Origin of the sequence: Sphingomonas jejuensis, assembly GCF_011927695.1 — a bacterium.
GTDB classification, from domain to species: domain Bacteria; phylum Pseudomonadota; class Alphaproteobacteria; order Sphingomonadales; family Sphingomonadaceae; genus Sphingomonas_K; species Sphingomonas_K jejuensis.
On the sequence record NZ_JAATJE010000002.1, the window covers coordinates 124,234 to 145,812 of the forward strand.

Genomic DNA, 21,579 nt, shown 5'->3' on the forward strand with positions numbered 1-21,579 from the left:
GTTGAAGGCAGCGTCGGCACCGCCACGAGTGTCCGCCAACAGGAGGGATGACCATGAAAATCGCGGGATGCGCCGCCACGATCGGCCTTGCCCTGGCCGCACCGGCCGGGGCTCAGAACTACAGCAACCTGTTCGTCTTCGGGGACAGCCTGGTTGATTCGGGCAACGCCCGTGCGGCGCGCCTTGCCGTCGGCGGCGTGGATCCCGCACCGCCCGCGCAGGGCTATTTCGAAGGCCGCTTCTCCAACGGCTATAATTTCGCCGACTATCTCTCGCTCGGCCTGTTCAACACGCCCGCGACCGCATCGGCTCTGGGCGGGCTGAACTTCTCGGTCGGCGGCGCGCAGGCCGCCGAGGTCCCGGGCGACGCAAGCCCGAGCTTTGCCGAGCAGATCGCGAGCTTCCAGGGGTCGGGGCTCAGCTTCAATCCCGATTCGCTCGTGCTGCTCACCTTCGGCGGCAACGACGTGCGGCGGGAGCTTGGCCGGGTCGCGACCATCCCCAACTATGTGCCCGACTTTTCGGAAACGCTCGCCGCGTTCAGCACGGGCGTGTCCGACCTGATCGGCCTGGGTGCCCGCAACATCATCGTCACCGGCTTGCCGGACATCGGGCAGATCCCCGTGGTGACTGCCCTCGGCTCCGCTGACCTGTCACGGACCGGTACCCAACTCTCCTTCGGGCTCAACCAGGCGCTTGCCCAACAGACCTCCCTGCTTGGCGCCCAGGCGGGTCTTCAGCTGAGCTTCTTCGATCTCTTCGCCTTCCAGCAGGCGCTTTATGCGGATCCGACCGCGGCCGGCCTGCCGGCCAACCTGAACACGCGCACGCCGTGCCTTGCGGTACCCGGCGCCGCCCCGACCTGCACCGGCTTCGTGTATTTCGACGGCATCCATCCGACGACCCAGGTGCACGCGGTGATCGGCGACGCGCTGGTCGCGCAGGCTCAGGCAGTGCCGGAGCCTGCGACCTGGGCGATGATGATCGCCGGCTTCGGCGCGGTCGGCCTCACCCTGCGGGCAAGACGGCGAGCGGACGTCAGGCTCGCCGCCTGAACGAAAGGGGGGGAGAGACGCTTTCGCATCCCTCCCCCCTTCCTTGGGTTCGAAACGACTTAGTTGCCGACCGTGACGGTCACCGCCCGGCGGTTCTGCGCCCAGGCGCCTTCGTCCGATCCCGTCGCCTCCGGCCGTTCCTTGCCATAGCTGATGACGTTGATCCGGCTCGCCGACACGCCCTGCGCCTGCAGATAGTTGGATGCAGCCGTCGCGCGCCGGTCGCCCAGGGCCAGGTTGTACTCGCGCGTGCCGCGCTCGTCGGCATGACCTTCAATGGTGATGCGGACATTGGGGTAACGGGCCAGCCACTGTGCCTGGCTGTCGAGGATCGACCGCGCCTGCGAATCGATGTCGGAGCTGTCGGTCGCGAACAGCACGCGATCGGCATTCACACTCTGAAGGAAGTCTGCCTGGCTGCCGGGCACCACGGTCGTGCCGGTCTGGCCGGTCCCCGCGCCCGTGTCATAGCCGGTCTCCGGCGCGGTGGTCGCCGGCGGCGGCGGCAGCTGCTCCGGCGCACGGCGTGCGCAGCCTGCGACCGTCACCAGCGACAGCGCGCTCACCATCATGATTGCCTTGTTCATATCGTTCCCTCCTTGTCGGAATCTGTCAGCTTAACGTCGTCACATCCGAAACGGTCCGCTCAGGGCAACAGCGGCCCCCAGCTCGGGTCGGAGCCGTCGCGCGGCGTCGCGATCCGGCGCTCGACCCGGCCGGTCAGGTCGACCGAGTGGACACTGGCGCGGCCAGAGCCTTGCGCCGTGCGGAAGAACATCAGCACCCGGCCGTTCGGCGCCCAAGTCGGCTGCTCGTCCTGCCAGGCGTTGGTCAGCAGGCGCTCGCCGCCGCCACTCGCGTTCATCACGCCGATCCGGAACCCGCCGCCGATCTTGGTGAAGGCGATCAGGTCGCCGCGCGGGCTCCACACCGGCGTGCCGTACCGCCCGCCGCCGAAGCTGATGCGCTGCTGGTTCGATCCGTCGGCGTTCATGACATAAAGCTGCTGCCCGCCCGACCGGTCGCTTTCGAACACGATGCGACTGCCGTCGGGGGAATAGCTGCCGCCCGTGTCGATGCCGGGCGAGTTGGTCAGCCGCTGCGGCCGGCCGCCGCTTGCCGACACGCGGTAGAGGTCTGTATTTCCACCCTGCGCCATCGAGAACAGGATGAAGCGGCCGTCCGGAGAGAAGCGCGGCGCGAAGGAAAGCGACGCGCCCTCCACCACCAGCCGCTGCCGCCCCGTGCCGACCTGCAGCGTGTAGATGCGCGGCCGATCCTCGGCATAGCTCATGTAGACGATCTGCTGCTCGTTCGGCGAAAAGCGCGGCGTCAGGACGATGTTCTGCCCGCTCGTCAGGAAGCGGTGGTTGGCACCGTCCTGGTCCATGATCGCCAGCTGCTTGGTGCGGTTGTTCTTCGGGCCGGTTTCCGAGACATAGACCACGCGGCTGTCGAAATAGGGCCCTTCGCCCGTCAGGCGCGAATAGACGCTGTCCGCGCACTTGTGCGCCGCGCGCCGCCAGCTGTCCGGCTGCACCACAAAACCCTGCCGCGCCAGCTCGGTCCGCGCGAACACGTCATAGACGTAGCAGCCGACCGTCAGCGATCCGTCGCCATTGGCGCGGACGAACCCCTGCACCAGTGTCTGCGCGCCCGTGCCGCCCCAGTAAGGGTAATCGGGCTGCGTCACTTCGTCGAAGCGCACCGGCCGCATCCGGTTGGCATCGATCGGCGTGAACAGGCCGCTGTTGCGCAGATCGTTGGCGATCACCTCCGACACTTGCCGGCCAAGCGCGTCGGTCGATCCGGCGGCGGTTCCCACTGGGGAGTTGGTCGGCATCACCGGAATGGCGATCGGCTGCGGCGCGCTGACGCCGCCGGTGACGTCCACCTCCACCTGCGCCGCGGCGGGCACCGCCGCCATCGCGGACAGCACCGCTGCAATCATGACCAGGGAACGTCGCATGGGTCCTCCTCCCCTCAACCGGGCAGACTATAGTTCAGGATGATGTCTTCCCACCCGCCGGCGTAAAGCTCGGCGGGCAGCTCATAGGGCGAACACTGGATAAAGGCGCTGATCGCAAGCTCGGCGACGCGCTGGGCGTATCGGCCGTTCTCCGCATTGACGCCAGTCTGCCCGACAATCGTCGGCCGCCCGTCAAGCGTCCCGTTTTCGTTCATGCGCAGCCGGATACGCGATCGGATCTCGTTGGCGCCGGGCCCGGGGTTCGGGATGCGATTGGCGCAGGGCTGCACCTGCCGCTGGATGGCGGCGGACAGGCTCGCGACCTGGCTTGATCCGACGGAGGCGGCACGCGGCGTCTGCGACGTGCTCTTCGATGCTTCGCGCGTCAGCCCCTGACGGAAGCTGTCTCCCAGCCGCGATCCGCGCGGGCGCTCGGCCGGCGTCTGGCGCGTGGCCGCAGGCGGGGTCGGGCGGGGCCGGGTCTGCGCGCGCTGCGGCGGACGCGGCGTCGCGCGCGGTGCCGGTTGGGCGACCGGTGCCGGTTCCGGCGGTGCGGGCGTCGGTTCGGGCGCAGCCTCCACCGGCGGCGTGGGCGTCGGGGCCACCTCGGGTGCGGGTGCAGGCGTCGGCGGCCCAAGCTCGGGCGCAACGCTTTCCGCCGGCACCTCGGTCGCGATCTCGGGCGCGGCCGATTTCCACGCCACCTCGTCGACAAAGGCGATGTCCATCGGGTCGCTTTCCAGCGCGCGCGGGTTGGGCGTCGCCAGGAACCCGACCGACAGGATCCCGAACAGGATGACGTGCGCCGCGGTGGCGACGCCCAGACCGATCTTTTCGGACCGGTCCATCGTCACTCCTGCCCGACGCTCACCAGCGCGATGCGGTTGAGGCCCGCGCGGTTGAGCTCGCCCATCACCCGCATCACCCGGCCGTAATCAAGCGTCCGGTCGGCCCGCAGGAACACCTGGCGCGGCTGGTCGCCGCCGCCGGCCAGCGCCGCCAGCCGATCGGGCAGTACCGCCTCGGGCACTTCGGTTTCGTCGATGAAGGTGCGGCCGGTCTCGTCGATCGACAGGGTGATCGGCTCCTGGTCCTGGTCCAGCGCGGCGGCGCGGCTGTCGGGCAGGTTCACCGGCACGCCCGCCGTCAGCAGCGGCGCCGTCACCATGAAGATGATCAGCAGCACCAGCATGACGTCGACGAACGGCGTGACGTTGATCTCCGCCATCGGCGCGCGCCGCCGCCCCCTGCCCCGACCGGAGACGCCCATCCCCATCAGCCGGCGTCCAGCTCGCGGGAGAGGGTGGCGTGGAATCGATCGGAAAAGCGGGTCAGCCGCGCCTCCAGCCGGTCCAGCGCATGGCCGAAGCGGTTATAGGCGATGACGGCCGGGATGGCCGCGAACAGGCCGATGGCGGTCGCGAACAGCGCTTCCGCGATGCCCGGCGCCACCACCGCGAGCGAGCTCGACTGCTCGGCCGCGATCGAGGTGAAGGCGCGCATGATGCCCCACACAGTCCCGAACAGCCCGACGAAGGGTGCCACGGACCCGACCGTTGCCAGCACGTTCAGCCGCTCCGACAGGCGGTCGATGTCGGCCGCGACGGACACCTGCATCGACGTCGCCAGCCGGGCGCGGGTGCCGTCCTTGTCGATCTGCTTGCCGCCGGTCGATCGCCGCCATTCGCGCACGCCGGCATCGAAAAGGCGTGCCGCCGGAGACACGTCGCTTGAGTTCCGATCATGGAACTTGTCGATGTCGTCGGCCTTCCAGAACGCGTCCTCGAACGCTTCGCTGGCCTTGCGCTCACGGCGCAGGCGCCCGCCCGTGCTGACGATGATCGCCCAGGTCCAGATGCTGGCGGCCAGCAGGCCCAGCATCACCGCCTTCACGACGATGTCGGCCTGCAGGAACAGCGCGACGGGAGACAGGCTGGCGGCTTCGGTGGCGAGGACTGGCGTCATTGCGGCGCTCTCGGGCTCCCTTGTTCCAGCCGCTCGAAAATCCCGATCCACGCGCGCGGCTGACGCGTGGGACGTCCTTCGGAGGATACAAACGCGGCGACCACCTTCGCCTCGGTCAGCAAAGCATCGCCCCGGATGACTCGCTGATGAACGCGGGCGTAGGCGGCTCCATGCCCCACAAGCCGGCTCTCGACCATCAGCCGGTCGCCCAGCCGGGCCGGGGCATGGTACACGATGTCGAGCGAACGGATCGCATAAACGCCCGTTCCCGCCTCCCACGCCGCGCGCTGGTCGATGCCGGCGTCCGCCAGCATTTCCGATCGGGCGCGCTCCATGTAGCGGAGGTAGTTGGCGTGATAGACCACGCCCGACAGATCCGTGTCCTCGAAATACACGGTGATGGCGAAGCGGTGGACGCCGCCATCGAAGCCGCCATGTGTCGCATCCGCGGGCATGGGCACGGGCCTAGCGTGCCAGACCGTTCAGGCAACCCCGAACGGCCCGCATTCGGCCGGGCGGTGCGCTAACGCCGCTGTCCGAACGCGCCCACCTGCTCCGCCACCAGCCGGATCAGATCGCCCTGCGCCACCGGCATGTCGGCCAGATGCGTGCCCCATCCGGGCTGCGGTTGCCCGCCGATGACGATGTCGCCCGGAAACTGATCGGTGCGCGCATCATCGGGCGTGGGCGGGATCGACAGCGCCAGATAGCCGACCGCCCCGTCATGGACGCAGCGCGCCTCCACCAGCCCCTCGGTGCGCACGAAGGGAACGCTTGGCTGCCCCTCGCTGGACCACCGGATCGGCGGGTTGGTGGGTCGCGCGGCGAACCAGTAGCTGTCGAGCAGCGCCGATACCGGCGCCTGGGTAAACTGCGCGGGCCCGCCGCCGTTCAGCGCGCCCGGATTGGTGCAGGCGACCGTCCGCCCGGCGGTTGCCGCCCGGCCGAACAACGCCACCTCCGGCGGGGGCGCATCGGCACGATAGGTGACATAGGTGATGACGCAGCCGGTCTGCCCTTCCTCGGTGCAGAGCGGGATCTGGCGGAACGTGCCTCCGACCACTTCGCCTTCCGGCACCTCGATGTTCCAGCCGAGCAGGATCGCCGACAGCATCTTCTCCGCCGCCGGCTTGCCGTCGATCTCCTCCGCAATCAGCCGGCTCAGGTGCACGCTGCCCTGGCTGTGGCCGATCAGGACGAACGGCCGGTCCCCGCTGCGCCGCCGGAACTCGGTCCATGCGGCCTTCACGTCCTGGTAGGCGAGCTCAAAGGCCGGCACGACCTCGCGCTGATCGCCGCTGGTGGCCGCGCGGTTGAGGGTGGCCAGCGTCAGCTGGCGATAGATCGGGGCAAACAGGCGGCATTGCTCGGAAAAGCGCGCCACCTGTGCATAGGCGGTCGCGATCTCCTCCTGCCCGGCCACCAGGTCGGAAACGACGCCCGGATCCCGCGACACCGTCGGATAGACGTAGAAGCAGTCGGCAGCCGCATCGGGGTTGGGGCGTGCCTCGCCCACCGATCCATAGCCGTTCGGATTGAGCGCAACGGTCGGCAGCACCTGGCTGCACGCGTCCGTCTTCCCCGGCAGGCACAGCCAGGCGCCATCCTGCTGGTAATCGGGTGCCGCCGGCATCGCGGCTGCAGGAACCGGTGGCGCCGCCGGGGTGGAGGGTGTCGGCGTCGGCTGCGCCTGCACGGCGGCGGCAGCGGCGGCGGCAAGCAGCATCCAGGTCGTCATGGTCCTTCTCCCTCGTCGAACAGTCCGCCCTGCGCGCCGGGCGGCGGCGTCAATCCCAGATGCGTCCAGCCACGCCCGTTCAGGCACCGGCCGCGGGCCGTCCGCGCGATCAGCCCGAGCTGGATCAGGAAGGGCTCGATCACCTCCTCCACCGTGTCGCGCGGCTCCGACAGGCCGGCGGCGAGCGTCTCCACGCCGACCGGCCCGCCGCGATACACATCGGCGATCATGGTGAGGTAACGCCGGTCCATCGCGTCCAGCCCGAGCGCATCGACATCCAGGCGGCCGAGCGCCCGATCCGCAACCATGCGGTCGACCAGCGCGTCTCCCGCCACGCCGGCGAAGTCCCGCACCCGCCGCAGCAGCCGCCCGGCGATGCGCGGCGTTCCCCGCGACCGCCTCGCGATCTCCCGCGCACCATCGTCGGAGATCGGCAGGCCCAGCAGCCCGGCGGCGCGCACCACCACCCGCTCCAATTCGTCGACCGTGTAGAATTGCAGTCGGATCGGGATGCCGAACCGGTCTCGCAGCGGTGTCGTCAGCAACCCCTGCCGCGTGGTCGCGCCGACCAGCGTGAAGCGCGGCAGGTCGATACGGACCGACCGGGCCGATGGCCCTTCGCCGATCATCAGGTCCAGCACGCGGTCTTCCATCGCCGGATAGAGCACCTCCTCCACCTGCGGCTGCAGCCGGTGGATCTCGTCGATGAACAGGACGTCGCCGTCTTCCAGGTTGGTCAGCAGCGCCGCCAGGTCACCCGCCTTGGCGACCACCGGTCCCGATGTCGCGCGGAATCCCACCCCCATCTCGCGCGCCACGATCTGCGCCAGCGTCGTCTTGCCGAGGCCGGGCGGCCCGAAGAGGAGCACATGGTCAAGCGCGTCGCCCCGCGCGCGTGCCGCCTGGATGAAGACGCGCAGATTGTCGCGCGCGCCCTGCTGCCCCACGAACTCGTCCAGCGCGCGCGGCCGCAGCGCCGCGTCGGCATCGTCCGGGGCGCGGACAGGGCTCAGCAATCGCTCGGCGTCGGTCACCCAGCCTGCCTAGCGGGCCGGCGCCACCGCTGTCGAGCGCGGCTGCGTCTCGGGCATCAGCAGCAGATAACCGACCAGCCCCACAGCGGCGATCGCACCCAGCGTCGCGAACATCGCGCTATAGCCAAGGTGAAGCGCGATCAGGCCCGCCAACCCTGCGCTGAACGCGGCGCCCAGCCCTTGCGCGGTCGCGACCGCCCCTTGAGACACGGCAAAGCGCCCGGTGCCGCGCGTCAGGTCCGCCACCACCACGGGGAACAGCGCGCCGAAGATGCCCGCTCCCACCCCGTCCAGCAGCTGCACACCGATCAGCCAGGCGGGCGCATCGAACACTGGATACAGGAATCCCCGCACCGCCAGCACGGCGAAGGCCGCGACGAACAACGGCTTGGTGCCGACCCGCTCCACCAGCCGCCCGCTCGCCATCGCTACCGGCACCATCACCGCCTGCGCGGCGACGATGCACAAGGCGATCAGCGATGTGGCGTAATCCTGCCCGACTTCCCGGGCGAGCTGCTGCCCGACGAAGGGCAGCATGGCCGCATTGGCCAGGTGGAACACGGCGCACAGCGCCGCGAAGATCAACAGCGGCCGGCACTCCAGCAAGGTGCGCCAGCCGCTCGGGACCTCCGCGGCATCGTCCGTGCCGCCAAGCCCGCGCGCGGTCCGGTTGTCGACCTGGCTGTTGTCGACCCGTGCGGCCGCCGCGACGCTCGCCAGCGCCAGCACGCCCATCAGCCAGAACACCACCTCGGGGCCGAAGCGCCAGGCGAGCAACCCGGCCAGCCCGGCAGCGACCGCATTGCCGGCATGGTTGAATGCCTCGTTCCGCCCGACCCGTCGCGCAAACATCTTCGGACCGACCAGACCCAGCGTCAGCGCCGACAGTCCGGGCGCGAACAGCGCGGCGGCAACCGCTGCCAGCGATTGGGTGCCCGCGACCCACGCGAACCCCGACACGAACGGCAACGACACGCTTGCCGCCGTGACTGCCAGCGCGGCCAGGATCAGCAATCGGGGCTTGTTGAGGCTCCGGTCCACCAGCCCGCCGGCGGGGGTTTGCGCGGCCAGCCCGATCAGCGCGCTCAGCGTCAGCACGAAGCCGACGGTGGCCTCGTTCCACCCATGGGCAGGGCCGCGCACCGACAGCAGGTAAATGGCGAGATAGGGGCCGAGCCCGTCGCGGACATCGGCCAGGAAGAAGTTCAGCGCATCCAGCTGCCGGTCGGCAGATCGCTTCTCAGGCGGCGCACCCACATCCGCGATCGTCGCCATTGGCCGGCTCCATGATGATGTGGAGCCTGAACGTCATTGCAGCGGATCGGTTCAGGGCCGCGCCGACTTGCGCAGCGCCAGCCGCACGATGGCATCCAGCGTGGCGCCCGGGCCAAGCTCGGCTCCGGCCGCGTCCACCGCCGCCGACGCATCGAGCGGGCGGAAGCCGAGGTTGAGCAATGCCGAGATCGCGTCGGCGGCATGCCCGCCATCCGCCGGCTTCGCGCCGCCCGCAGGGGCCAGCGCCGATCCGATACCGCCCTTGTCCTTCAGCTCGGTGACGATGCGGAGCGCAAGCTTCGGGCCGACGCCCGTTGCCCGCGCCACGCTCGCCTTGTCGGCCGCCGCGATCGCGCGCGACAGCTCGTCGGGCGCCAGCACCGACAGGATCGCCAGCGCAACGCGGCCGCCGACGCCCTGCACGCTGGTCAGCAGCCGGAACCAGTCGCGCTCCGCCGCCGATCCGAAGCCGAACAGCGTGATCGCGTCCTCTCGCACCTGCATTTCGGTCAGCAGCACCACGTCGCCTCCGGCCGGCGGCAGCGCACCCAGTGTCCGGGCGGAGGCGAGCGCGAGATAGCCGACACCGCCCACGTCCAGCACCAGCTGGTCCGCACCCGCCTCCACCAGCACGCCCTTCAACCGTGCGATCATGCCCATGCCCCCCGTGCCCGCGCGCTGGCGAGATGATGCGCGTGGCAGATCGCCACCGCCAGCGCGTCGGCGGCATCCGCGCCGTCGATGGCGGCGCCCGGCAGCAGCCGCGCCACCATCGCACGCACCTGTTCCTTGGCGCCGCCGCCCGTGCCGGTCACCGCCTTCTTCACCTCGGCCGGGCTGTATTCGCCCACCTCGACCCCGCCGCGCGCCGCCGCGCAGATCGCGACGCCGCGCGCCTGCCCCAGCTTCAGCGTCGATTGCGGGTTGGCGTTGACGAACACCTGCTCCACCGCCGCCGCCGCCGGACGATGCGCGGCGATGAGCGCGGCGAGCGCCGCGTCCAGCATCGCCAGCCGCGCACCCAGCGACAGCCCCGGCGGCGTCGACACGCGTCCGTTGGCGATGTGGGCCAGCCGGTTGCCCTCCGCCCGGATCACGCCCCAGCCGGTGGTGCCGAGACCGGGATCAAGGCCCAGCAGGATCAGCCGAGCGCTTCCATCACGGCGTCGGACACCTCGTGGTTGCCCCACACGGTCTGCACGTCGTCATCGTCGTCAAGCGCGTCCAGCAGCTTCATCAGCTGCGCGGCGTCCGCTTCGCCGACGTCCACCATCGTGCCCGGCCGCCAGGCCAGCTTGGTGCCCTCCGCTTCGCCCAGCACCGGCTCCAGCGCCTTGGCCACTTCGTGCAGGTCGCCCTGCGCGGTCCAGATCTCGTGCCCGTCCTCGCTCGACGTGACGTCCTCGGCACCCGCCTCCAGCGCCGCCTCGAACACGCGCTCGGCATCGCCGACGCTCGCGGGGTAGGAGATCAGCCCCAGCCGGTCGAACCCGTGGCTGACGCTCCCCGCCGTGCCCAGGTTGCCGCCGTTCTTCGACACGGCCGTGCGCACGTTGGTCGCGGTGCGGTTGCGGTTGTCGGTCAGCGTCTCGATGATCAGGGACACGCCGCCCGGTCCGAAGCCTTCGTACCGGACCTCCTCGTAATTCTCCGCGTCGCCCCGGCTTGCCTTGTCGATCGACCGCTGGATGTTGTCCTTCGGCATGGACGCGGCCTTTGCCGCGTTCACCGCCGCGCGCAGGCGCGGGTTCATGTCGGGATCGGGCAGGCCCATCTTCGCCGCCACCGTGATCTCGCGGCTGAGCTTGGAAAAGGCGCCGGAGCGCTTCTTATCCTGCGCGCCCTTGCGGTGCATGATGTTCTTGAATTTGCTGTGGCCCGCCATTGTCTGCCTCTATCGTGTGCGCCGCTCTTATGCCGGCGGCTGCGCCTGCGCCAGCCGGTCGAGCTTGGCGTGGAGCGCGTCGAGCTTGTGGTTGATCCGGGCGATGTCCAGTTCCGCCCGCAGGTTCACTTCATAATCCAGCTGCGCCGCCAGCCGATCCTTCATGGATTGGCGGTTCTGGCTCATCATGATGACGGGCGCCTGGATCGCCGCCAGCGTCGACAGCATCAGGTTGAGGAAGATGTACGGATATGGGTCGAACGCCATGCCGAACCGCGCCAGCACGTCGGAATTGAGCAGCATCCACCCCAGCAGAACCACCGTGAAGGTGATGATGAAGCCCCAGCTTCCCCCAACCGCGGCCACCCGGTCGGCCAGTCGGTCACCGAAACCCGACCGGGCATCGGCCTCGTCACCGGCATCCCGGCTGGTCGCGGCGCCGCTCTCGAACCCTGCCAACGCGCGGCGTTCCGACGCATCCAGCGTCGCAGGCGCCCGCCCCAGCAGCCGATGCACGATGTCCGCGACCGGCGGGTGCATCAATGCAGGCCGAGCGCCTGGCGGTAGGTTTCCAGCAGCGCGTCCGCCTCGTCGCGGTGGTGCTTCTCCATCCGCCGCAGCCGCACGATCGCGCGCATCGTCTTGGTGTCGAAGCCGGTGGATTTCGCCTCGGCATAGACGTCCTTGATGTCGTCCTGCGTTCCGCGCTTCTCTTCCTCAAGGCGCTCGATCCGCTCGATGAGCAGGCGCAGCTGGTCGGCGGCAACGACGTCGTCGGACATGGGTCTCGCAATCTCTCTGGTTGGTGGGTTGGCCGGCGCGTCTAGGGCATCGCACCGGCCGTTTGAACCCCTACTCGGCCATCACCGCGCGACCGGTCGACTTGTGCACCCGGCCATCGTGCATCACGAAGTCGACCGTCTCCAGCGCCCGGACGTCGGTCAGCGGGTCCCCGGCAACCGCGATGATGTCGGCGGTGCGGCCCGGCGCGATCGTGCCCAGCGTCTCGGCCCGGCCCAGCGCCTCGGCCGCATCCACCGTGGCGGCGCGGATTGCCTGGGCCGGCGTCATCCCGGCCGCCACCATCAGCGAGAATTCGCGCGCGTTCTCGCCGTGCTTCGACACGCCCGAATCGGTGCCGAACGCCACCCGCACGCCGGCGCGGATCGCCCGCGCATGGCTCTCGGCCGCGGCTGCCGCCGCCGCTTCCGCCTTCGGGATGGTCGCCGGCGGCAGCACGCCCGCGCGCGCCTGTTCCAGCGCGGTCACCGGCGCGATCATCGTCGGCACCAGCCAGGTGCCGCGCTCCCGCATCAGCCGCACCGTCTGGTCATCGAGATAGGTGCCGTGGTCGATCGTATCGACGCCCGCCTCCACCGCCGCGCGCGTGCCCTCGGCGGCATGGCTGTGCGCCGCCACCCGCCGGCCGAGCCCATGCGCCGTTTGGATCACCGCGCGCATTTCCTCCGGCGACATGGCCCGGCCGAGCCCGCCCGACACATTCGACAGGACGCCGCCGGTCGCCATGAACTTGATGACCTGCGCACCCAGCGCGACCTGCTCGCGCACCGCCCGGGTGCAGTCGGTCGGCCCGTCGCAGGTGTTGGTCGTGTGCGCATGCACGGCATCGGCAAAGGTCGCATTGAGCCCGTTGGTCGGGTCGCCATGCCCGCCGGACACGGAGATCGGCGCGCCCGCCTGGATTACGGTCGGCCCCACCAGCTCGCCCCGCCCGAACGCCTGCGCCAGCGCGCGCATGCCACGTGCGTCGCCGCCCAGGTCGCGCACGGTCGTGAAGCCGGCATCCAGCGTTGCGCGCGCATTGCTCAACGCCGTCACCATGTCGTCGGCATCGTCGCGCGTCGTCGTCTCCAGCCGGGCGCGCAGCGGATCGCCGCCGATCCCCCACAGGTGGACATGCATGTCGATCAGGCCCGGCAGCACGAACCGATCGCTCAGGTCCACCAGCCGCGCGCCCGGCTCCGCCGGCGCCAGCCCGTCGCGGATCTCGGCGATCTTGCCGTCGCGCACGATGATCGTGCTTGGCCCGCGCGGGCGCTCGCCCGGCCGGTCGAGCAGCCGCCCCGCATGGATCCAGGTGACGACGCTGCCGGCCTGCGCCGTCGTGGCCGGCGTCGTCTGCGCGGCTGCCGATCCGCCCGCCGCCAACATCAGCGCCAGCGCGCTCGCAAGAGTCCGCATCTTCATCCTCCCCTTCGTTCCCTGCCAAGCGGGCAGCGCACGTCGATGCGCTGTTCTTCCCGCTTCCGCCCAAGAAGGGAAGGGCAACGCGTCGACATGCCTGGCCGGAGAAGAAAAGAGGATCCGTGTTCACCCGTTCCGGGCGACGCTCTCCTTCATGCGCTGCAACTGCTCGGGCGTCGCTTCGGTCTGGAACCGCGCCTTCCACTCGGCCTGGTCCATGCCATAGATCGCGCGCCGCGCCGCAGCACGGTCGATGGCCCCGTTGGCTGCCTCCTCGACCCAATCGGCCAGGCAATTCCGGCAAAAGCCCGCAAGCCCCATCAGGTCGACATTCTGCGCGTCCGTCCGGTGCTGCAGGTGCCCCACCAACCGGCGGAACGCGGCGGCCGCCACGCGGTCGTCGATCCCGGCGACCTCGACCTCTTCGGTTCCCGTGCAACTCATCGCCATCTCCTGCTTTGCCCCACCGGCTTTAGACGTTAGAGCCGCCGCGACAAACCGGACCGAGGACTTCTTATGACGACCAGCCTGCGCCCGCGTGACCGCAAGGTCCGCATCCTGGCCACGCTCGGGCCCGCCAGCCGCTCGCCCGAGATGATCGCCAAGCTCTACCGCGCAGGCGCCGACGCGTTCCGCGTCAACATGAGCCATGGCGCGCAGGACGGCCATGCCGAGACCATCGCCACCATCCGCACGCTGGAAAAGCAGTTCAACCGGGCAACCACCATCCTCGTCGACCTTCAGGGGCCGAAGCTGCGCGTCGGCGCGTTCGCCAGCGGCGCCGCGTTCCTGGAGACCGGCTCCACCTTCGTGCTCGATCAGGACACGACGCCCGGCGACGCCACCCGCGTGCGCCTCCCGCACAAGGAGCTGTTCGCCGCGCTGACACCCGGCGCGCGCCTGCTGCTCGATGACGGAAAGCTGGTGCTGCGCACGATCACCGCCTCGCCCGACCGGATCGAGGCGCGGGTGGAGGTCGGCGGCACCTTGTCGAACAACAAGGGGCTGAACGTCCCCGACGTGCTCGTGCCGATGGCCGCGCTGACCGAAAAGGATCGCTCCGACCTGTCCTTCGCAGTCGAACAGGATGTCGACTGGATCGCTTTGTCCTTTGTGCAGCGGCCGGAGGACGTGGCGGAGGCGCGCCGCCTGATCGGCGGCAAGGCTGCGCTGCTCGCCAAGATCGAGAAGCCGGCTGCGGTTGAGCGGCTGGATGCCATTCTTGAACTCGCCGACGCGGTCATGGTCGCGCGCGGCGACCTGGGCGTTGAACTGCCGCCTCAGGACGTCCCGCCCCTGCAGAAGCGCATCGTCGAAAGCGCGCGCCGCCTCGGCCGTCCGGTCGTGGTCGCCACGCAGATGCTCGAATCGATGATCAAGTCGCCCTCACCGACCCGCGCGGAGGTGTCGGACGTGGCGACCGCCGTCTACGATGGTGCCGACGCGATCATGCTTTCGGCCGAAAGCGCCGCCGGCGACTGGCCGGAAGAATCGGTGTCGATGATGAACAGCATCGCCACCCAGGTGGAACGCGACCCCGGCTATGCCGCCCGTGTCCACTTCACCGAAACGGTGCCCGATCCCACCACCGCAGACGCGCTTGCGCAATCGGCGCGCGAGATCGCAAAGACTGTCGGCGCCGCCTCCATCATCTGCTTCACTCTGTCCGGCTCCACGGCGCGCCGCGTCGCGCGGGAGCGTCCGTCCGTGCCGCTCCTGGTGCTGACCCCGCGGCTGGAGACCGCACGCCGGCTCGGCCTGCAATGGGGCGTCCACGCCGTCCGCACCAAGGATGTGGAAAGCTTCGAAGAGATGATCGCAAAGGCGAAGCGCATGGCGCTCCGCCATGGCCTCGCCACGGCCGGCGACCGCGTCGTCATCGTCGCCGGCGTGCCCTTCGGAACGCCGGGCAGCACCAACGTCATCCACGTCGCCCGCATCGTCGGCGACGAACTGAAGGGCCGCGACGCCTGACTTGAAAGCAGGTATTTACTCGGCCGCTCCCATCGGCGCTTCTCGAACGGCTCCCCGATCAGTTGCCGCCGGAGATCCGATCCTCGCGAAAAGGGAAATTCGGCTGGGTAAGAAGCTCCAGGCGCGCCTCACGCCACTGCGCTTCGGTGCGGCAAATCTCTTCCCGGCGGTAGGGATGCGATCGCACCTGCTCCCGACAGATCAAGAGATCCGAACCCGGTGGCGTGCCGCCAGCAGCTGTATGGGTGGCCGTCGGGGCTGGTGCTGCCTGGAGAACCAGACTTAGAACTGCGGTCGCGATCATGCACTTTCTCCCTAGGGGCGAAGGAACTGATTCGATCAGAACGCCTGTGACTTGAGTGTAAACACCAAGCTGGTCTTCCGACATGAATTGTTACACCCGATTCAGCGGCAAACCGGAATTCAGAGCGGCAGGCCGGCCTGGCACCGCTCCAGCTCGACCGGATCATGCGTGCAGGTGACGGTGACCTCATCCCGCTTCTCGACGGACAGGGCACGCAGGCGGGCCTGGTTGTTCAGCCGGCTGGTGGCGTCCACTTCCATCAGCCGCTGGTAGGCGCAAAGGCCGGGCGTACAGCGTCGCCGCGCCGACCGCATCTCGCCGCGATAGAAGTAGGCGTCGCCCGCATGCAGCAGCCAGCCGGCGGCGCCGCGATCGATCGCCACGCCGGCATGTCCCCAGGTGTGGCCGGGAAGCGGAACCATCAGGATCTCGGGCGGCAACCCCTCCAGGTTCCTGACGGCATCGAACCCGAACCACGGCTCCCCGCGCGCGCCATAGGTTCGCCAGCCCGCGACCTCGTCCAGCTGCCGCCGTCGCCACCGGTTTTGCGCGACGATGCCGCGGTGCGGGCCCAGGGCATCGTCATATTCCCGCTTCATCACGTGGACGGTGGCCTTCGGAAAATCTTCAAGCCCGCCGGCGTGATCGAAATCCAGATGCGTGGCGATGATATGGCGCACGTCCGTTGCCTGGTAACCCAGCGCCTCGACCTGCCGGATGGCGGTCTCCCGCTCGTGCAGGCGGATGTTGAGCATCGTCCGCCATGCCAGCGTGATGCGCGGATCGGGCCGCCGGTGAGGATGCGCGACGTCGCGCAGGCCATATCCGGTGTCGACCAGCACCAGGCCGTGCGCATTCGTTTCGACCAGGAGGCAATGGCAGACGATTTCACCGAAAATGCTGGTGCTGCGTCCGTCAAACAGTGCGCCGCCCAACGGACAATCGGTGCCGCAGTTCAGATGGTGAATGCGCAAGGATGATCTCCCGCAGGCTTGCCGGGCAGGAGCCATCCCCTACCCGGCCATCCGTCAACCGATCTGCGCGTCCTGCGCGCCGCTGTCCGGCCGCGCCGGTCCCAGGATCGGCTCCTCGCCCAACGGCCGGTTCTGGAAGACGGTGAACGTCCCGCGGCCATCCACCGCAGGGCCGTCGGTCCAGCGCCCTTCGGGCACCGATCCAACGGCAGCAGTGGCGTAGAAGTTATAGTTGTTCTCCTGATCCTCCATCTCCTGCGGAAAGCTGTTGGGGATCGGCAGGTTCGCGGACGGGCCGCCCAGCTCCTCCAGCACCGCCAGCCACTGCTGCTGGTGCATGGTGTCGCGCGCGATCATGTAATGGAGCATCTTCTTCATGCCCTCGTCCTCCGCCGCGTTGAACAGACGGACGGCGAGCACGCGTCCGGTGCTTTCCGCGGCAACGTTGCAGTACATGTCGGCCGCCGCATTTCCGCTCGCGTAGATGTGGCTCATGTTGAATGGTACGCCGTCGGAATCCATCGGCATGGCCGCCAGCCCGCCGGACAGCAGGTTCTTGTGGATCAGTCCCTCGATCGATGCCTTGGCGCTGCCGCCGCCCATCACCGCTCCGACGATGCCGTCGGCGGCACCTTCTTCCTGCAACGAGGCCGGTGCCGTCTCAAGGTTCAGCGCAACCGCGGTTGCCAGCATCTCGATATGGCCAATCTCCTCCGTCGCCGTGTGGAGCAGCATGTCGCGATACTTGGTTGTGGGCGCGCGATTTCCCCATGCCTGGAAGAAGTATTGCATGCAGACGCGGATCTCGCCCTCGACACCGCCGATCGCCTGCTGAAGCATTCGTGCGAATTGTGGGTTGGGCTTGGCAACAGTGACCGGATATTGCAGCCGCTTGTCGTGAAAGTACATGAAGGTCCTCCTCGCTATGCTACGAGGTGAACGGACAAACTCCACGCAAGTCGTTCCGCTAACAGTATGAAATCGCTGTATTTTTGGCTGATCTCGGTTGTAGATCTGGATCAGGACTGCGGTCCGCCGGGTCGGTTACGCGGGCAGCAGCTCTCGCGCCATCAGGTCGCGGCGCAGCGTCTCGGCATCGCGGAACAGATGCCCGGCCATGCCGACCGCTTCCGCCCCGGCGATGTTCTCCGCACGGTCGTCGACGAACAGCATGGCCGATGCCGGCAGCCCGAAGCGCCGCTCCGCCAGGCGGTAGATCGCGGCGTCGGGCTTCACCAGCCGCTCCTCCCCCGACACGATGATGTCGCGCATCGGGCCGAACAGCCGGGGATGGTTGGCGCGCACGGGCACGAAGAACTCGTGGCTGAAGTTGGTGATGCCGAACATCGGCACGCCCGCTGCCGCCAGGTCGTCGATGATCGCCTGCATGCCCGCGATCGGTGCACCCAACGTTTCGCCGAACCGCGGACCCCAGACCTCGATGAGCGCGCGGTGCTGCGGGTGCTCCGCGATCAGCTCGGCGCTTGTCTCGGCAAAGGGCCGGCCCGCATCATGCTGGAAATGCCATTCCTCCGTCAGCACCTCGCTGAGGAAGAGATCAAGCGCGTCCTCGTCCGCGATCATCCCGCGGTACAGCGCCCGCCGATCCCAGGGCAGCAGCACGTTGCCGACATCGAAGACGACCGCCGACACGCCCCGAACGTCAAAAACCCGCTCCCCGGTGCCGGGAAGCGGGCGATCCCCCTCCGCCATGCCGGGCGTCAGCCCTGGCGGGCCTTGAAGCGGCGGTTGGTCTTGTTGATGACGTAGGTGCGGCCGCGACGGCGGATCACGCGATTGTCGCGGTGACGGTCCTTCAGCGACTTCAGCGAATTGACGATCTTCATGGCGCGCGCCTGCTCTTCAAGAATCTTGTTCGAAACGGAAGCGGCGCGGGTATCCGCCCGGCCGTCCCAAGTCAAGTCGGCGGCCAGCCGGGCGGGATCAACGATGGATCGTTTGCGCGCCGTCACGGTTTCGCTAAGGCGACCCGTCTTTCCAGAGGATACCGACCATGTATCGCCTCGCTTCCGCTGCCCTCCTGCTTTCGCTCGGCGCTTGCGCCGCGCGCACGCCGCCGATCGAGGTCACCCGCTTCAATCTGGGCACGCCGATCGAGCGGGGCTCGGTCGCCGTGCGCGCCAATGACGGTCAGGATCAGCAGAGCCTCGCCTTTCGCCTTTATGCCGGCGCCGTCAGCGACGAGCTTGGCCGGGTCGGCTATGTCCCCGGGCAGGAGGAAACCAGCCTCTACCTCGCCACCGTTGATGTCGCCACCGGCACGCGCGCGGCCCTTGCCACCCGGTCCCCGGTCAGCATCGGCATCGGGGGCGGCACCGGCGGCTTCCGCGGTGGCGGCGTGGGCCTCGGCGCATCCTTTGGCCTCGGCGGCCGCCCGCGCGACACGGTGGTGACGGAGCTGCGCGTCCAGATGACTCGCCGGTCGGACGGCACCACCGTCTGGGAAGGGCGCGCGCAGGGCGAGGCGCAGGTGGGCACCGACGCGGCCGATCCCGATGTCGCCGCCCGCCGCCTTGCCGCGGCGCTGTTCTCCGACTTCCCCGGCAACAATGGCGAGACCGTGAGCGTCCGATGAGCCTTGAGATTTCCGCCGCCTTTGATGGCGGCAACATTCGCGTGCTGGGGATCGACGGCGACCGCGCCGATCTGGAGATCGTGGCGGATACGGGGTCCGACTTCTACCAATGGTTCTACTTCCGCGTCGCCGGCGCCCGCGGCCGCCCGCTCGAGCTGCGGATCACCAACTGTCGGGGTGCCGCCTACGCCTTCGGCTGGCCCGGCTACCGGGCGCGCGTGTCCACCGATCGGGAAAACTGGCGCCAGGCGGAGACCAGCTTCGACGGCGACGTCCTCACCATCCGCCACACGGGCGATGCAGACGTGCTGTGGGTCGCCTATTTCGCGCCCTATTCGATGGACCGGCACCATGATCTGGTCGCCCGCATCGCCGCCCACGACGGCGTTCGTGTGCGCGAGCTCACCCGCACGCTCGACGGGCAGCCGCTGGACATGCTGACGCTGGGCGACGGTCCCAAGCAGCTGTGGTTCTACGCGCGCCAGCATCCGGGCGAGACCATGGCCGAATGGTGGATGGAAGGCGCGCTTGAAAAGCTCGTCGACCCGGCGGACGCCGCCGCCCGCACGCTGCGGGAAAAGGCAACCATCCACCTCGTTCCCAACATGAACCCCGATGGCTCGCGCCGCGGCCATCTGCGCACCAACGCCATCGGCGTGAACCTCAACCGCGAATGGCACGATCCCAGCCCCGGCCGCAGCCCGGAGGTCTTCGCCGTGCGCGCCGCCATGGACGAAACGGGCGTCGACTTCGCCATCGACGTTCATGGGGACGAGGCCATCGCCGCCAACTTCTTCGCCGGCTTCGAGGGCATTCCGTCGCTGAAGGAGGATCGGCAGCGCCTCTACACCCGCTATGCGCAGGCGCTGGCGGCCTACACGCCCGACTTCCAGCTCGATCTGGGCTACCCGGTCAGCGCCCCCGGTACCGCCAACCTGTCGATGTCGACCGCGCAGGTGGCCGAACGCTTCGGCGCCGTCGCCATGACGCTGGAAATGCCGTTCAAGGATCATGACGCCAACGCCGATCCGGATCATGGCTGGTCCCCCGACCGGTCGAAGCGGCTGGCCCATGCCTGCCTGGATGTTCTCGCCGGCATGATCGACGAGGTCTGAGCGTCTTGGACGCGGCGGATCGCTCGCACGCGGTCTCGATCATGCCGCGTCTCGACCGCTCGCGACCGCACCGGCTAAGAGCGCGCCGACGCCAAGGGAGTTTTCCATGTCCAACCTCGTCCTGATCCGCCACGGCCAGTCGGCCTGGAACCTGGAGAACCGCTTCACCGGCTGGTGGGACGTGGACTTGACCGATCAGGGCGTCGCGGAGGCCAAGGCGGCAGGCCGGCTCCTCGCCGAACGCGGTCTGGACTTCGACATCTGCTTCACCAGCCTGCAGAGCCGCGCGATCAGGACGCTGCACCTGGCGCTGGAGGAGATGGGCCGCCTGTGGCTGCCCGAGGTGAAGGACTGGCGCCTGAACGAGCGTCACTATGGCGGGCTCACCGGGCTCAACAAGGCGGAGACCGCCGAACGCCACGGTGACGAGCAGGTCCGGATCTGGCGGCGCAGCTTCGACACGCCGCCCCCGCCGATGGAGGCTGGCAGCGACTACGACCTGACTCAGGATCGTCGCTATGCGGGTATCGACGTGCCGGCGGCCGAAAGCCTCAAGGACACGATCGCCCGCGCCCTTCCTTTCTGGGAGCAGAACATCGCGCCGGAGCTGCGGGCGGGGCGCCGCGTCCTGATCGCCGCACACGGCAACTCGCTGCGCGCTTTGGTGAAGCACCTGTCGGGTATCCCGGACAACGAGATCGTGGGGCTGGAGATCCCGACGGGCAAGCCGCTGGTCTACGCCCTGGATGCGGACCTGACGCCCACCGACCGCTACTACCTCGCCGATCGCGCCGCCTGATCGCTGGGATGCGGGGCAGGCCGTCGGGCCGCCCCCTAGAGGACGTTCCGCTTCAATCGGTACATGTCGCCGTCGGCCCGCCCCAGCGCGGTGCCGCCGGCGTCGTTCACCACCAGGGTCGTGACACCCACGGAAACGCTCACGCGCATTCCGTTGGCCATGGGGGTGGCCGCGATCACCTCGGCCAGCGACTGCGCCTTTTCACGGGCGGCCTCCTCGCTGACGCTGTGCAGCAGCACGCCGAACTCATCGCCGCCCAGCCGCGCCGCCAGGTCGCCGGCGCGGATATGCTCCTTCAACAGCTCGGCGACATGGATCAACGCCAGATCGCCTGCCCCATGACCGTGGAAATCGTTGATCCCCTTCAGTCCGTCGAGGTCGATGTAGAGCAGAGCGGCCGACGTGCCATACCGGGCGACGCGCGCGATGGTGCGCTCCAGCTCTCGTTCGAACATCCGGCGGTTGGGAAGCGGCGTCAGCGTGTCGCTGTCCGCCAGCGCCTCCAGCTCGGCGATGCGGATGCCCATCATACGCACGGTCTCGCGCAGCGCGGCGTTCTCCTCGACCAGTCGGGAGGAACGACGCTCGACCGGGTCGAGCGGACTGGTAATGCCGCTCATTCGACTCATGCCTGGAAAAACTCCCTACGCAACAATACTGCAGCGGCCGGGCTCCGACCACTGTCTTGGTT

Annotated in this window: 27 protein-coding genes; 5 read left to right on the forward strand and 22 right to left on the reverse strand. The window is 68.9% G+C overall.

The window, feature by feature from the left end:
- Window positions 1-53: 53 nt before the first annotated feature.
- Complete coding sequence (locus tag GGR88_RS10030) at window positions 54-1,055, forward strand: SGNH/GDSL hydrolase family protein (protein WP_209023368.1); 1,002 nt, start codon at window positions 54-56, stop codon at window positions 1,053-1,055.
- 59 nt (window positions 1,056-1,114) lie between these two features.
- Here GGR88_RS10030 and pal read toward each other — a convergent pair whose 3' ends face one another.
- From pal to GGR88_RS10110, 16 genes are all read right to left on the reverse strand, one after another.
- The gene (pal, locus tag GGR88_RS10035; RefSeq protein WP_167954579.1) at window positions 1,115-1,642 is read right to left on the reverse strand and encodes a peptidoglycan-associated lipoprotein Pal; all 528 of its coding nucleotides are present in this window, start codon (window positions 1,640-1,642) and stop codon (window positions 1,115-1,117) included.
- 59 nt (window positions 1,643-1,701) lie between these two features.
- Window positions 1,702-3,006, reverse strand: a complete 1,305-nt coding sequence (gene tolB / locus GGR88_RS10040) for a Tol-Pal system beta propeller repeat protein TolB (RefSeq protein ID WP_425338490.1) — start codon at window positions 3,004-3,006, stop codon at window positions 1,702-1,704.
- 32 nt (window positions 3,007-3,038) lie between these two features.
- Complete coding sequence (locus GGR88_RS10045) at window positions 3,039-3,872, reverse strand: cell envelope biogenesis protein TolA (protein ID WP_167954581.1); 834 nt, start codon at window positions 3,870-3,872, stop codon at window positions 3,039-3,041.
- A gap of 2 nt (window positions 3,873-3,874) precedes the next feature.
- Window positions 3,875-4,300 (reverse strand): protein TolR, encoded by a 426-nt coding sequence (tolR, locus tag GGR88_RS10050; RefSeq protein WP_167954582.1) that lies wholly within the window; start codon window positions 4,298-4,300, stop codon window positions 3,875-3,877.
- Window positions 4,300-4,989, reverse strand: a complete 690-nt coding sequence (gene tolQ, locus GGR88_RS10055; protein WP_167954583.1) for a protein TolQ — start codon at window positions 4,987-4,989, stop codon at window positions 4,300-4,302. The genes tolR and tolQ overlap by 1 nt, the downstream gene beginning before the upstream one ends.
- Window positions 4,986-5,444 (reverse strand): YbgC/FadM family acyl-CoA thioesterase, encoded by a 459-nt coding sequence (locus GGR88_RS10060; protein WP_167954584.1) that lies wholly within the window; start codon window positions 5,442-5,444, stop codon window positions 4,986-4,988. Before GGR88_RS10060 ends, tolQ begins: the two co-directional genes overlap by 4 nt.
- Window positions 5,445-5,512: 68 nt before the next feature.
- A complete protein-coding gene (locus tag GGR88_RS10065) occupies window positions 5,513-6,727 on the reverse strand; it encodes a DUF3089 domain-containing protein (protein WP_167954585.1) in 1,215 nt (404 codons plus the stop codon).
- Window positions 6,724-7,761, reverse strand: a complete 1,038-nt coding sequence (gene ruvB, locus GGR88_RS10070; RefSeq protein WP_167954586.1) for a Holliday junction branch migration DNA helicase RuvB — start codon at window positions 7,759-7,761, stop codon at window positions 6,724-6,726. Before ruvB ends, GGR88_RS10065 begins: the two co-directional genes overlap by 4 nt.
- A gap of 9 nt (window positions 7,762-7,770) precedes the next feature.
- Window positions 7,771-9,036, reverse strand: a complete 1,266-nt coding sequence (locus GGR88_RS10075) for an MFS transporter (RefSeq protein ID WP_167954587.1) — start codon at window positions 9,034-9,036, stop codon at window positions 7,771-7,773.
- 51 nt (window positions 9,037-9,087) lie between these two features.
- The gene (gene ruvA, locus GGR88_RS10080) at window positions 9,088-9,690 is read right to left on the reverse strand and encodes a Holliday junction branch migration protein RuvA (protein WP_167954588.1); all 603 of its coding nucleotides are present in this window, start codon (window positions 9,688-9,690) and stop codon (window positions 9,088-9,090) included.
- Complete coding sequence (gene ruvC / locus GGR88_RS10085) at window positions 9,687-10,181, reverse strand: crossover junction endodeoxyribonuclease RuvC (RefSeq protein ID WP_167956116.1); 495 nt, start codon at window positions 10,179-10,181, stop codon at window positions 9,687-9,689. The genes ruvA and ruvC overlap by 4 nt, the downstream gene beginning before the upstream one ends.
- A complete protein-coding gene (locus tag GGR88_RS10090; protein WP_167954589.1) occupies window positions 10,178-10,921 on the reverse strand; it encodes a YebC/PmpR family DNA-binding transcriptional regulator in 744 nt (247 codons plus the stop codon). The genes ruvC and GGR88_RS10090 overlap by 4 nt, the downstream gene beginning before the upstream one ends.
- Before the next feature lie 27 nt (window positions 10,922-10,948).
- A complete protein-coding gene (locus GGR88_RS10095; protein ID WP_167954590.1) occupies window positions 10,949-11,461 on the reverse strand; it encodes a DUF1003 domain-containing protein in 513 nt (170 codons plus the stop codon).
- Complete coding sequence (locus GGR88_RS10100; protein WP_167954591.1) at window positions 11,461-11,703, reverse strand: DUF2312 domain-containing protein; 243 nt, start codon at window positions 11,701-11,703, stop codon at window positions 11,461-11,463. Before GGR88_RS10100 ends, GGR88_RS10095 begins: the two co-directional genes overlap by 1 nt.
- Before the next feature lie 70 nt (window positions 11,704-11,773).
- Entirely contained in the window at window positions 11,774-13,123 is a 1,350-nt protein-coding gene (locus GGR88_RS10105; RefSeq protein WP_245196803.1) for a metal-dependent hydrolase family protein, read from the reverse strand.
- Window positions 13,124-13,252: 129 nt separating this feature from the next.
- On the reverse strand, window positions 13,253-13,570 hold the full coding sequence (locus GGR88_RS10110) for a DUF1244 domain-containing protein (protein WP_167954593.1): 318 nt from the start codon (window positions 13,568-13,570) through the stop codon (window positions 13,253-13,255).
- 72 nt (window positions 13,571-13,642) lie between these two features.
- Here GGR88_RS10110 and pyk point away from each other — a divergent pair, with 72 nt between their 5' ends.
- Window positions 13,643-15,100 carry a pyruvate kinase gene (gene pyk / locus GGR88_RS10115; RefSeq protein ID WP_167954594.1) on the forward strand — a complete coding sequence of 486 codons (1,458 nt, stop codon included), beginning with the start codon at window positions 13,643-13,645 and terminating at the stop codon, window positions 15,098-15,100.
- 58 nt (window positions 15,101-15,158) lie between these two features.
- Here pyk and GGR88_RS10120 read toward each other — a convergent pair whose 3' ends face one another.
- The 5 genes from GGR88_RS10120 to ykgO form a co-directional block, all read right to left on the reverse strand.
- Entirely contained in the window at window positions 15,159-15,404 is a 246-nt protein-coding gene (locus GGR88_RS10120; protein WP_167954595.1) for a hypothetical protein, read from the reverse strand.
- A gap of 119 nt (window positions 15,405-15,523) precedes the next feature.
- Window positions 15,524-16,378: an MBL fold metallo-hydrolase gene (locus GGR88_RS10125; protein ID WP_167954596.1), complete on the reverse strand. Its 855-nt coding sequence runs from the start codon at window positions 16,376-16,378 to the stop codon at window positions 15,524-15,526.
- Between the two features lie 54 nt (window positions 16,379-16,432).
- Window positions 16,433-17,287, reverse strand: a complete 855-nt coding sequence (locus GGR88_RS10130) for a manganese catalase family protein (protein WP_167954597.1) — start codon at window positions 17,285-17,287, stop codon at window positions 16,433-16,435.
- 135 nt (window positions 17,288-17,422) lie between these two features.
- Complete coding sequence (locus GGR88_RS10135) at window positions 17,423-18,091, reverse strand: HAD family hydrolase (RefSeq protein ID WP_167954598.1); 669 nt, start codon at window positions 18,089-18,091, stop codon at window positions 17,423-17,425.
- 8 nt (window positions 18,092-18,099) lie between these two features.
- Window positions 18,100-18,225 (reverse strand): type B 50S ribosomal protein L36, encoded by a 126-nt coding sequence (gene ykgO, locus GGR88_RS10140; protein WP_095998341.1) that lies wholly within the window; start codon window positions 18,223-18,225, stop codon window positions 18,100-18,102.
- Between the two features lie 167 nt (window positions 18,226-18,392).
- On the opposite strand from ykgO, the gene GGR88_RS10145 reads away from it, so the two are divergent.
- From GGR88_RS10145 to gpmA, 3 genes are all read left to right on the forward strand, one after another.
- On the forward strand, window positions 18,393-18,974 hold the full coding sequence (locus GGR88_RS10145) for a DUF4136 domain-containing protein (protein WP_167954599.1): 582 nt from the start codon (window positions 18,393-18,395) through the stop codon (window positions 18,972-18,974).
- Complete coding sequence (locus tag GGR88_RS10150) at window positions 18,971-20,089, forward strand: M14 family metallopeptidase (RefSeq protein WP_167954600.1); 1,119 nt, start codon at window positions 18,971-18,973, stop codon at window positions 20,087-20,089. Before GGR88_RS10145 ends, GGR88_RS10150 begins: the two co-directional genes overlap by 4 nt.
- 106 nt (window positions 20,090-20,195) lie before the next feature.
- A complete protein-coding gene (gene gpmA, locus GGR88_RS10155; protein WP_167954601.1) occupies window positions 20,196-20,888 on the forward strand; it encodes a 2,3-diphosphoglycerate-dependent phosphoglycerate mutase in 693 nt (230 codons plus the stop codon).
- Window positions 20,889-20,923: 35 nt separating this feature from the next.
- On the opposite strand, the gene GGR88_RS10160 is transcribed toward gpmA, so the two are convergent.
- Window positions 20,924-21,508 (reverse strand): GGDEF domain-containing protein, encoded by a 585-nt coding sequence (locus GGR88_RS10160; RefSeq protein WP_167954602.1) that lies wholly within the window; start codon window positions 21,506-21,508, stop codon window positions 20,924-20,926.
- Between the last annotated feature and the right edge of the window lie 71 nt (window positions 21,509-21,579).

Bases quoted from the DNA above. Each gene is read 5' to 3' on its own strand.
- GGR88_RS10030 (WP_209023368.1), top strand. From the start codon at position 54: ATGAAAATCGCGGGATGCGCCGCCACGATCGGCCTTGCCCTGGCCGCA.
- pal (WP_167954579.1), bottom strand. From the start codon at position 1,642: ATGAACAAGGCAATCATGATGGTGAGCGCGCTGTCGCTGGTGACGGTC.
- tolB (WP_425338490.1), bottom strand. From the start codon at position 3,006: ATGATTGCAGCGGTGCTGTCCGCGATGGCGGCGGTGCCCGCCGCGGCG.
- GGR88_RS10045 (WP_167954581.1), bottom strand. From the start codon at position 3,872: ATGGACCGGTCCGAAAAGATCGGTCTGGGCGTCGCCACCGCGGCGCAC.
- tolR (WP_167954582.1), bottom strand. From the start codon at position 4,300: ATGGGGATGGGCGTCTCCGGTCGGGGCAGGGGGCGGCGGCGCGCGCCG.
- tolQ (WP_167954583.1), bottom strand. From the start codon at position 4,989: ATGACGCCAGTCCTCGCCACCGAAGCCGCCAGCCTGTCTCCCGTCGCG.
- GGR88_RS10060 (WP_167954584.1), bottom strand. From the start codon at position 5,444: ATGCCCGCGGATGCGACACATGGCGGCTTCGATGGCGGCGTCCACCGC.
- GGR88_RS10065 (WP_167954585.1), bottom strand. From the start codon at position 6,727: ATGACGACCTGGATGCTGCTTGCCGCCGCCGCTGCCGCCGCCGTGCAG.
- GGR88_RS10075 (WP_167954587.1), bottom strand. From the start codon at position 9,036: ATGGCGACGATCGCGGATGTGGGTGCGCCGCCTGAGAAGCGATCTGCC.
- ruvA (WP_167954588.1), bottom strand. From the start codon at position 9,690: ATGATCGCACGGTTGAAGGGCGTGCTGGTGGAGGCGGGTGCGGACCAG.
- GGR88_RS10090 (WP_167954589.1), bottom strand. From the start codon at position 10,921: ATGGCGGGCCACAGCAAATTCAAGAACATCATGCACCGCAAGGGCGCG.
- GGR88_RS10095 (WP_167954590.1), bottom strand. From the start codon at position 11,461: ATGCACCCGCCGGTCGCGGACATCGTGCATCGGCTGCTGGGGCGGGCG.
- GGR88_RS10100 (WP_167954591.1), bottom strand. From the start codon at position 11,703: ATGTCCGACGACGTCGTTGCCGCCGACCAGCTGCGCCTGCTCATCGAG.
- GGR88_RS10105 (WP_245196803.1), bottom strand. From the start codon at position 13,123: ATGCGGACTCTTGCGAGCGCGCTGGCGCTGATGTTGGCGGCGGGCGGA.
- GGR88_RS10110 (WP_167954593.1), bottom strand. From the start codon at position 13,570: ATGAGTTGCACGGGAACCGAAGAGGTCGAGGTCGCCGGGATCGACGAC.
- pyk (WP_167954594.1), top strand. From the start codon at position 13,643: ATGACGACCAGCCTGCGCCCGCGTGACCGCAAGGTCCGCATCCTGGCC.
- GGR88_RS10120 (WP_167954595.1), bottom strand. From the start codon at position 15,404: ATGATCGCGACCGCAGTTCTAAGTCTGGTTCTCCAGGCAGCACCAGCC.
- GGR88_RS10130 (WP_167954597.1), bottom strand. From the start codon at position 17,287: ATGTACTTTCACGACAAGCGGCTGCAATATCCGGTCACTGTTGCCAAG.
- GGR88_RS10135 (WP_167954598.1), bottom strand. From the start codon at position 18,091: ATGGCGGAGGGGGATCGCCCGCTTCCCGGCACCGGGGAGCGGGTTTTT.
- ykgO (WP_095998341.1), bottom strand. From the start codon at position 18,225: ATGAAGATCGTCAATTCGCTGAAGTCGCTGAAGGACCGTCACCGCGAC.
- GGR88_RS10145 (WP_167954599.1), top strand. From the start codon at position 18,393: ATGTATCGCCTCGCTTCCGCTGCCCTCCTGCTTTCGCTCGGCGCTTGC.
- GGR88_RS10150 (WP_167954600.1), top strand. From the start codon at position 18,971: ATGAGCCTTGAGATTTCCGCCGCCTTTGATGGCGGCAACATTCGCGTG.
- gpmA (WP_167954601.1), top strand. From the start codon at position 20,196: ATGTCCAACCTCGTCCTGATCCGCCACGGCCAGTCGGCCTGGAACCTG.
- GGR88_RS10160 (WP_167954602.1), bottom strand. From the start codon at position 21,508: ATGAGCGGCATTACCAGTCCGCTCGACCCGGTCGAGCGTCGTTCCTCC.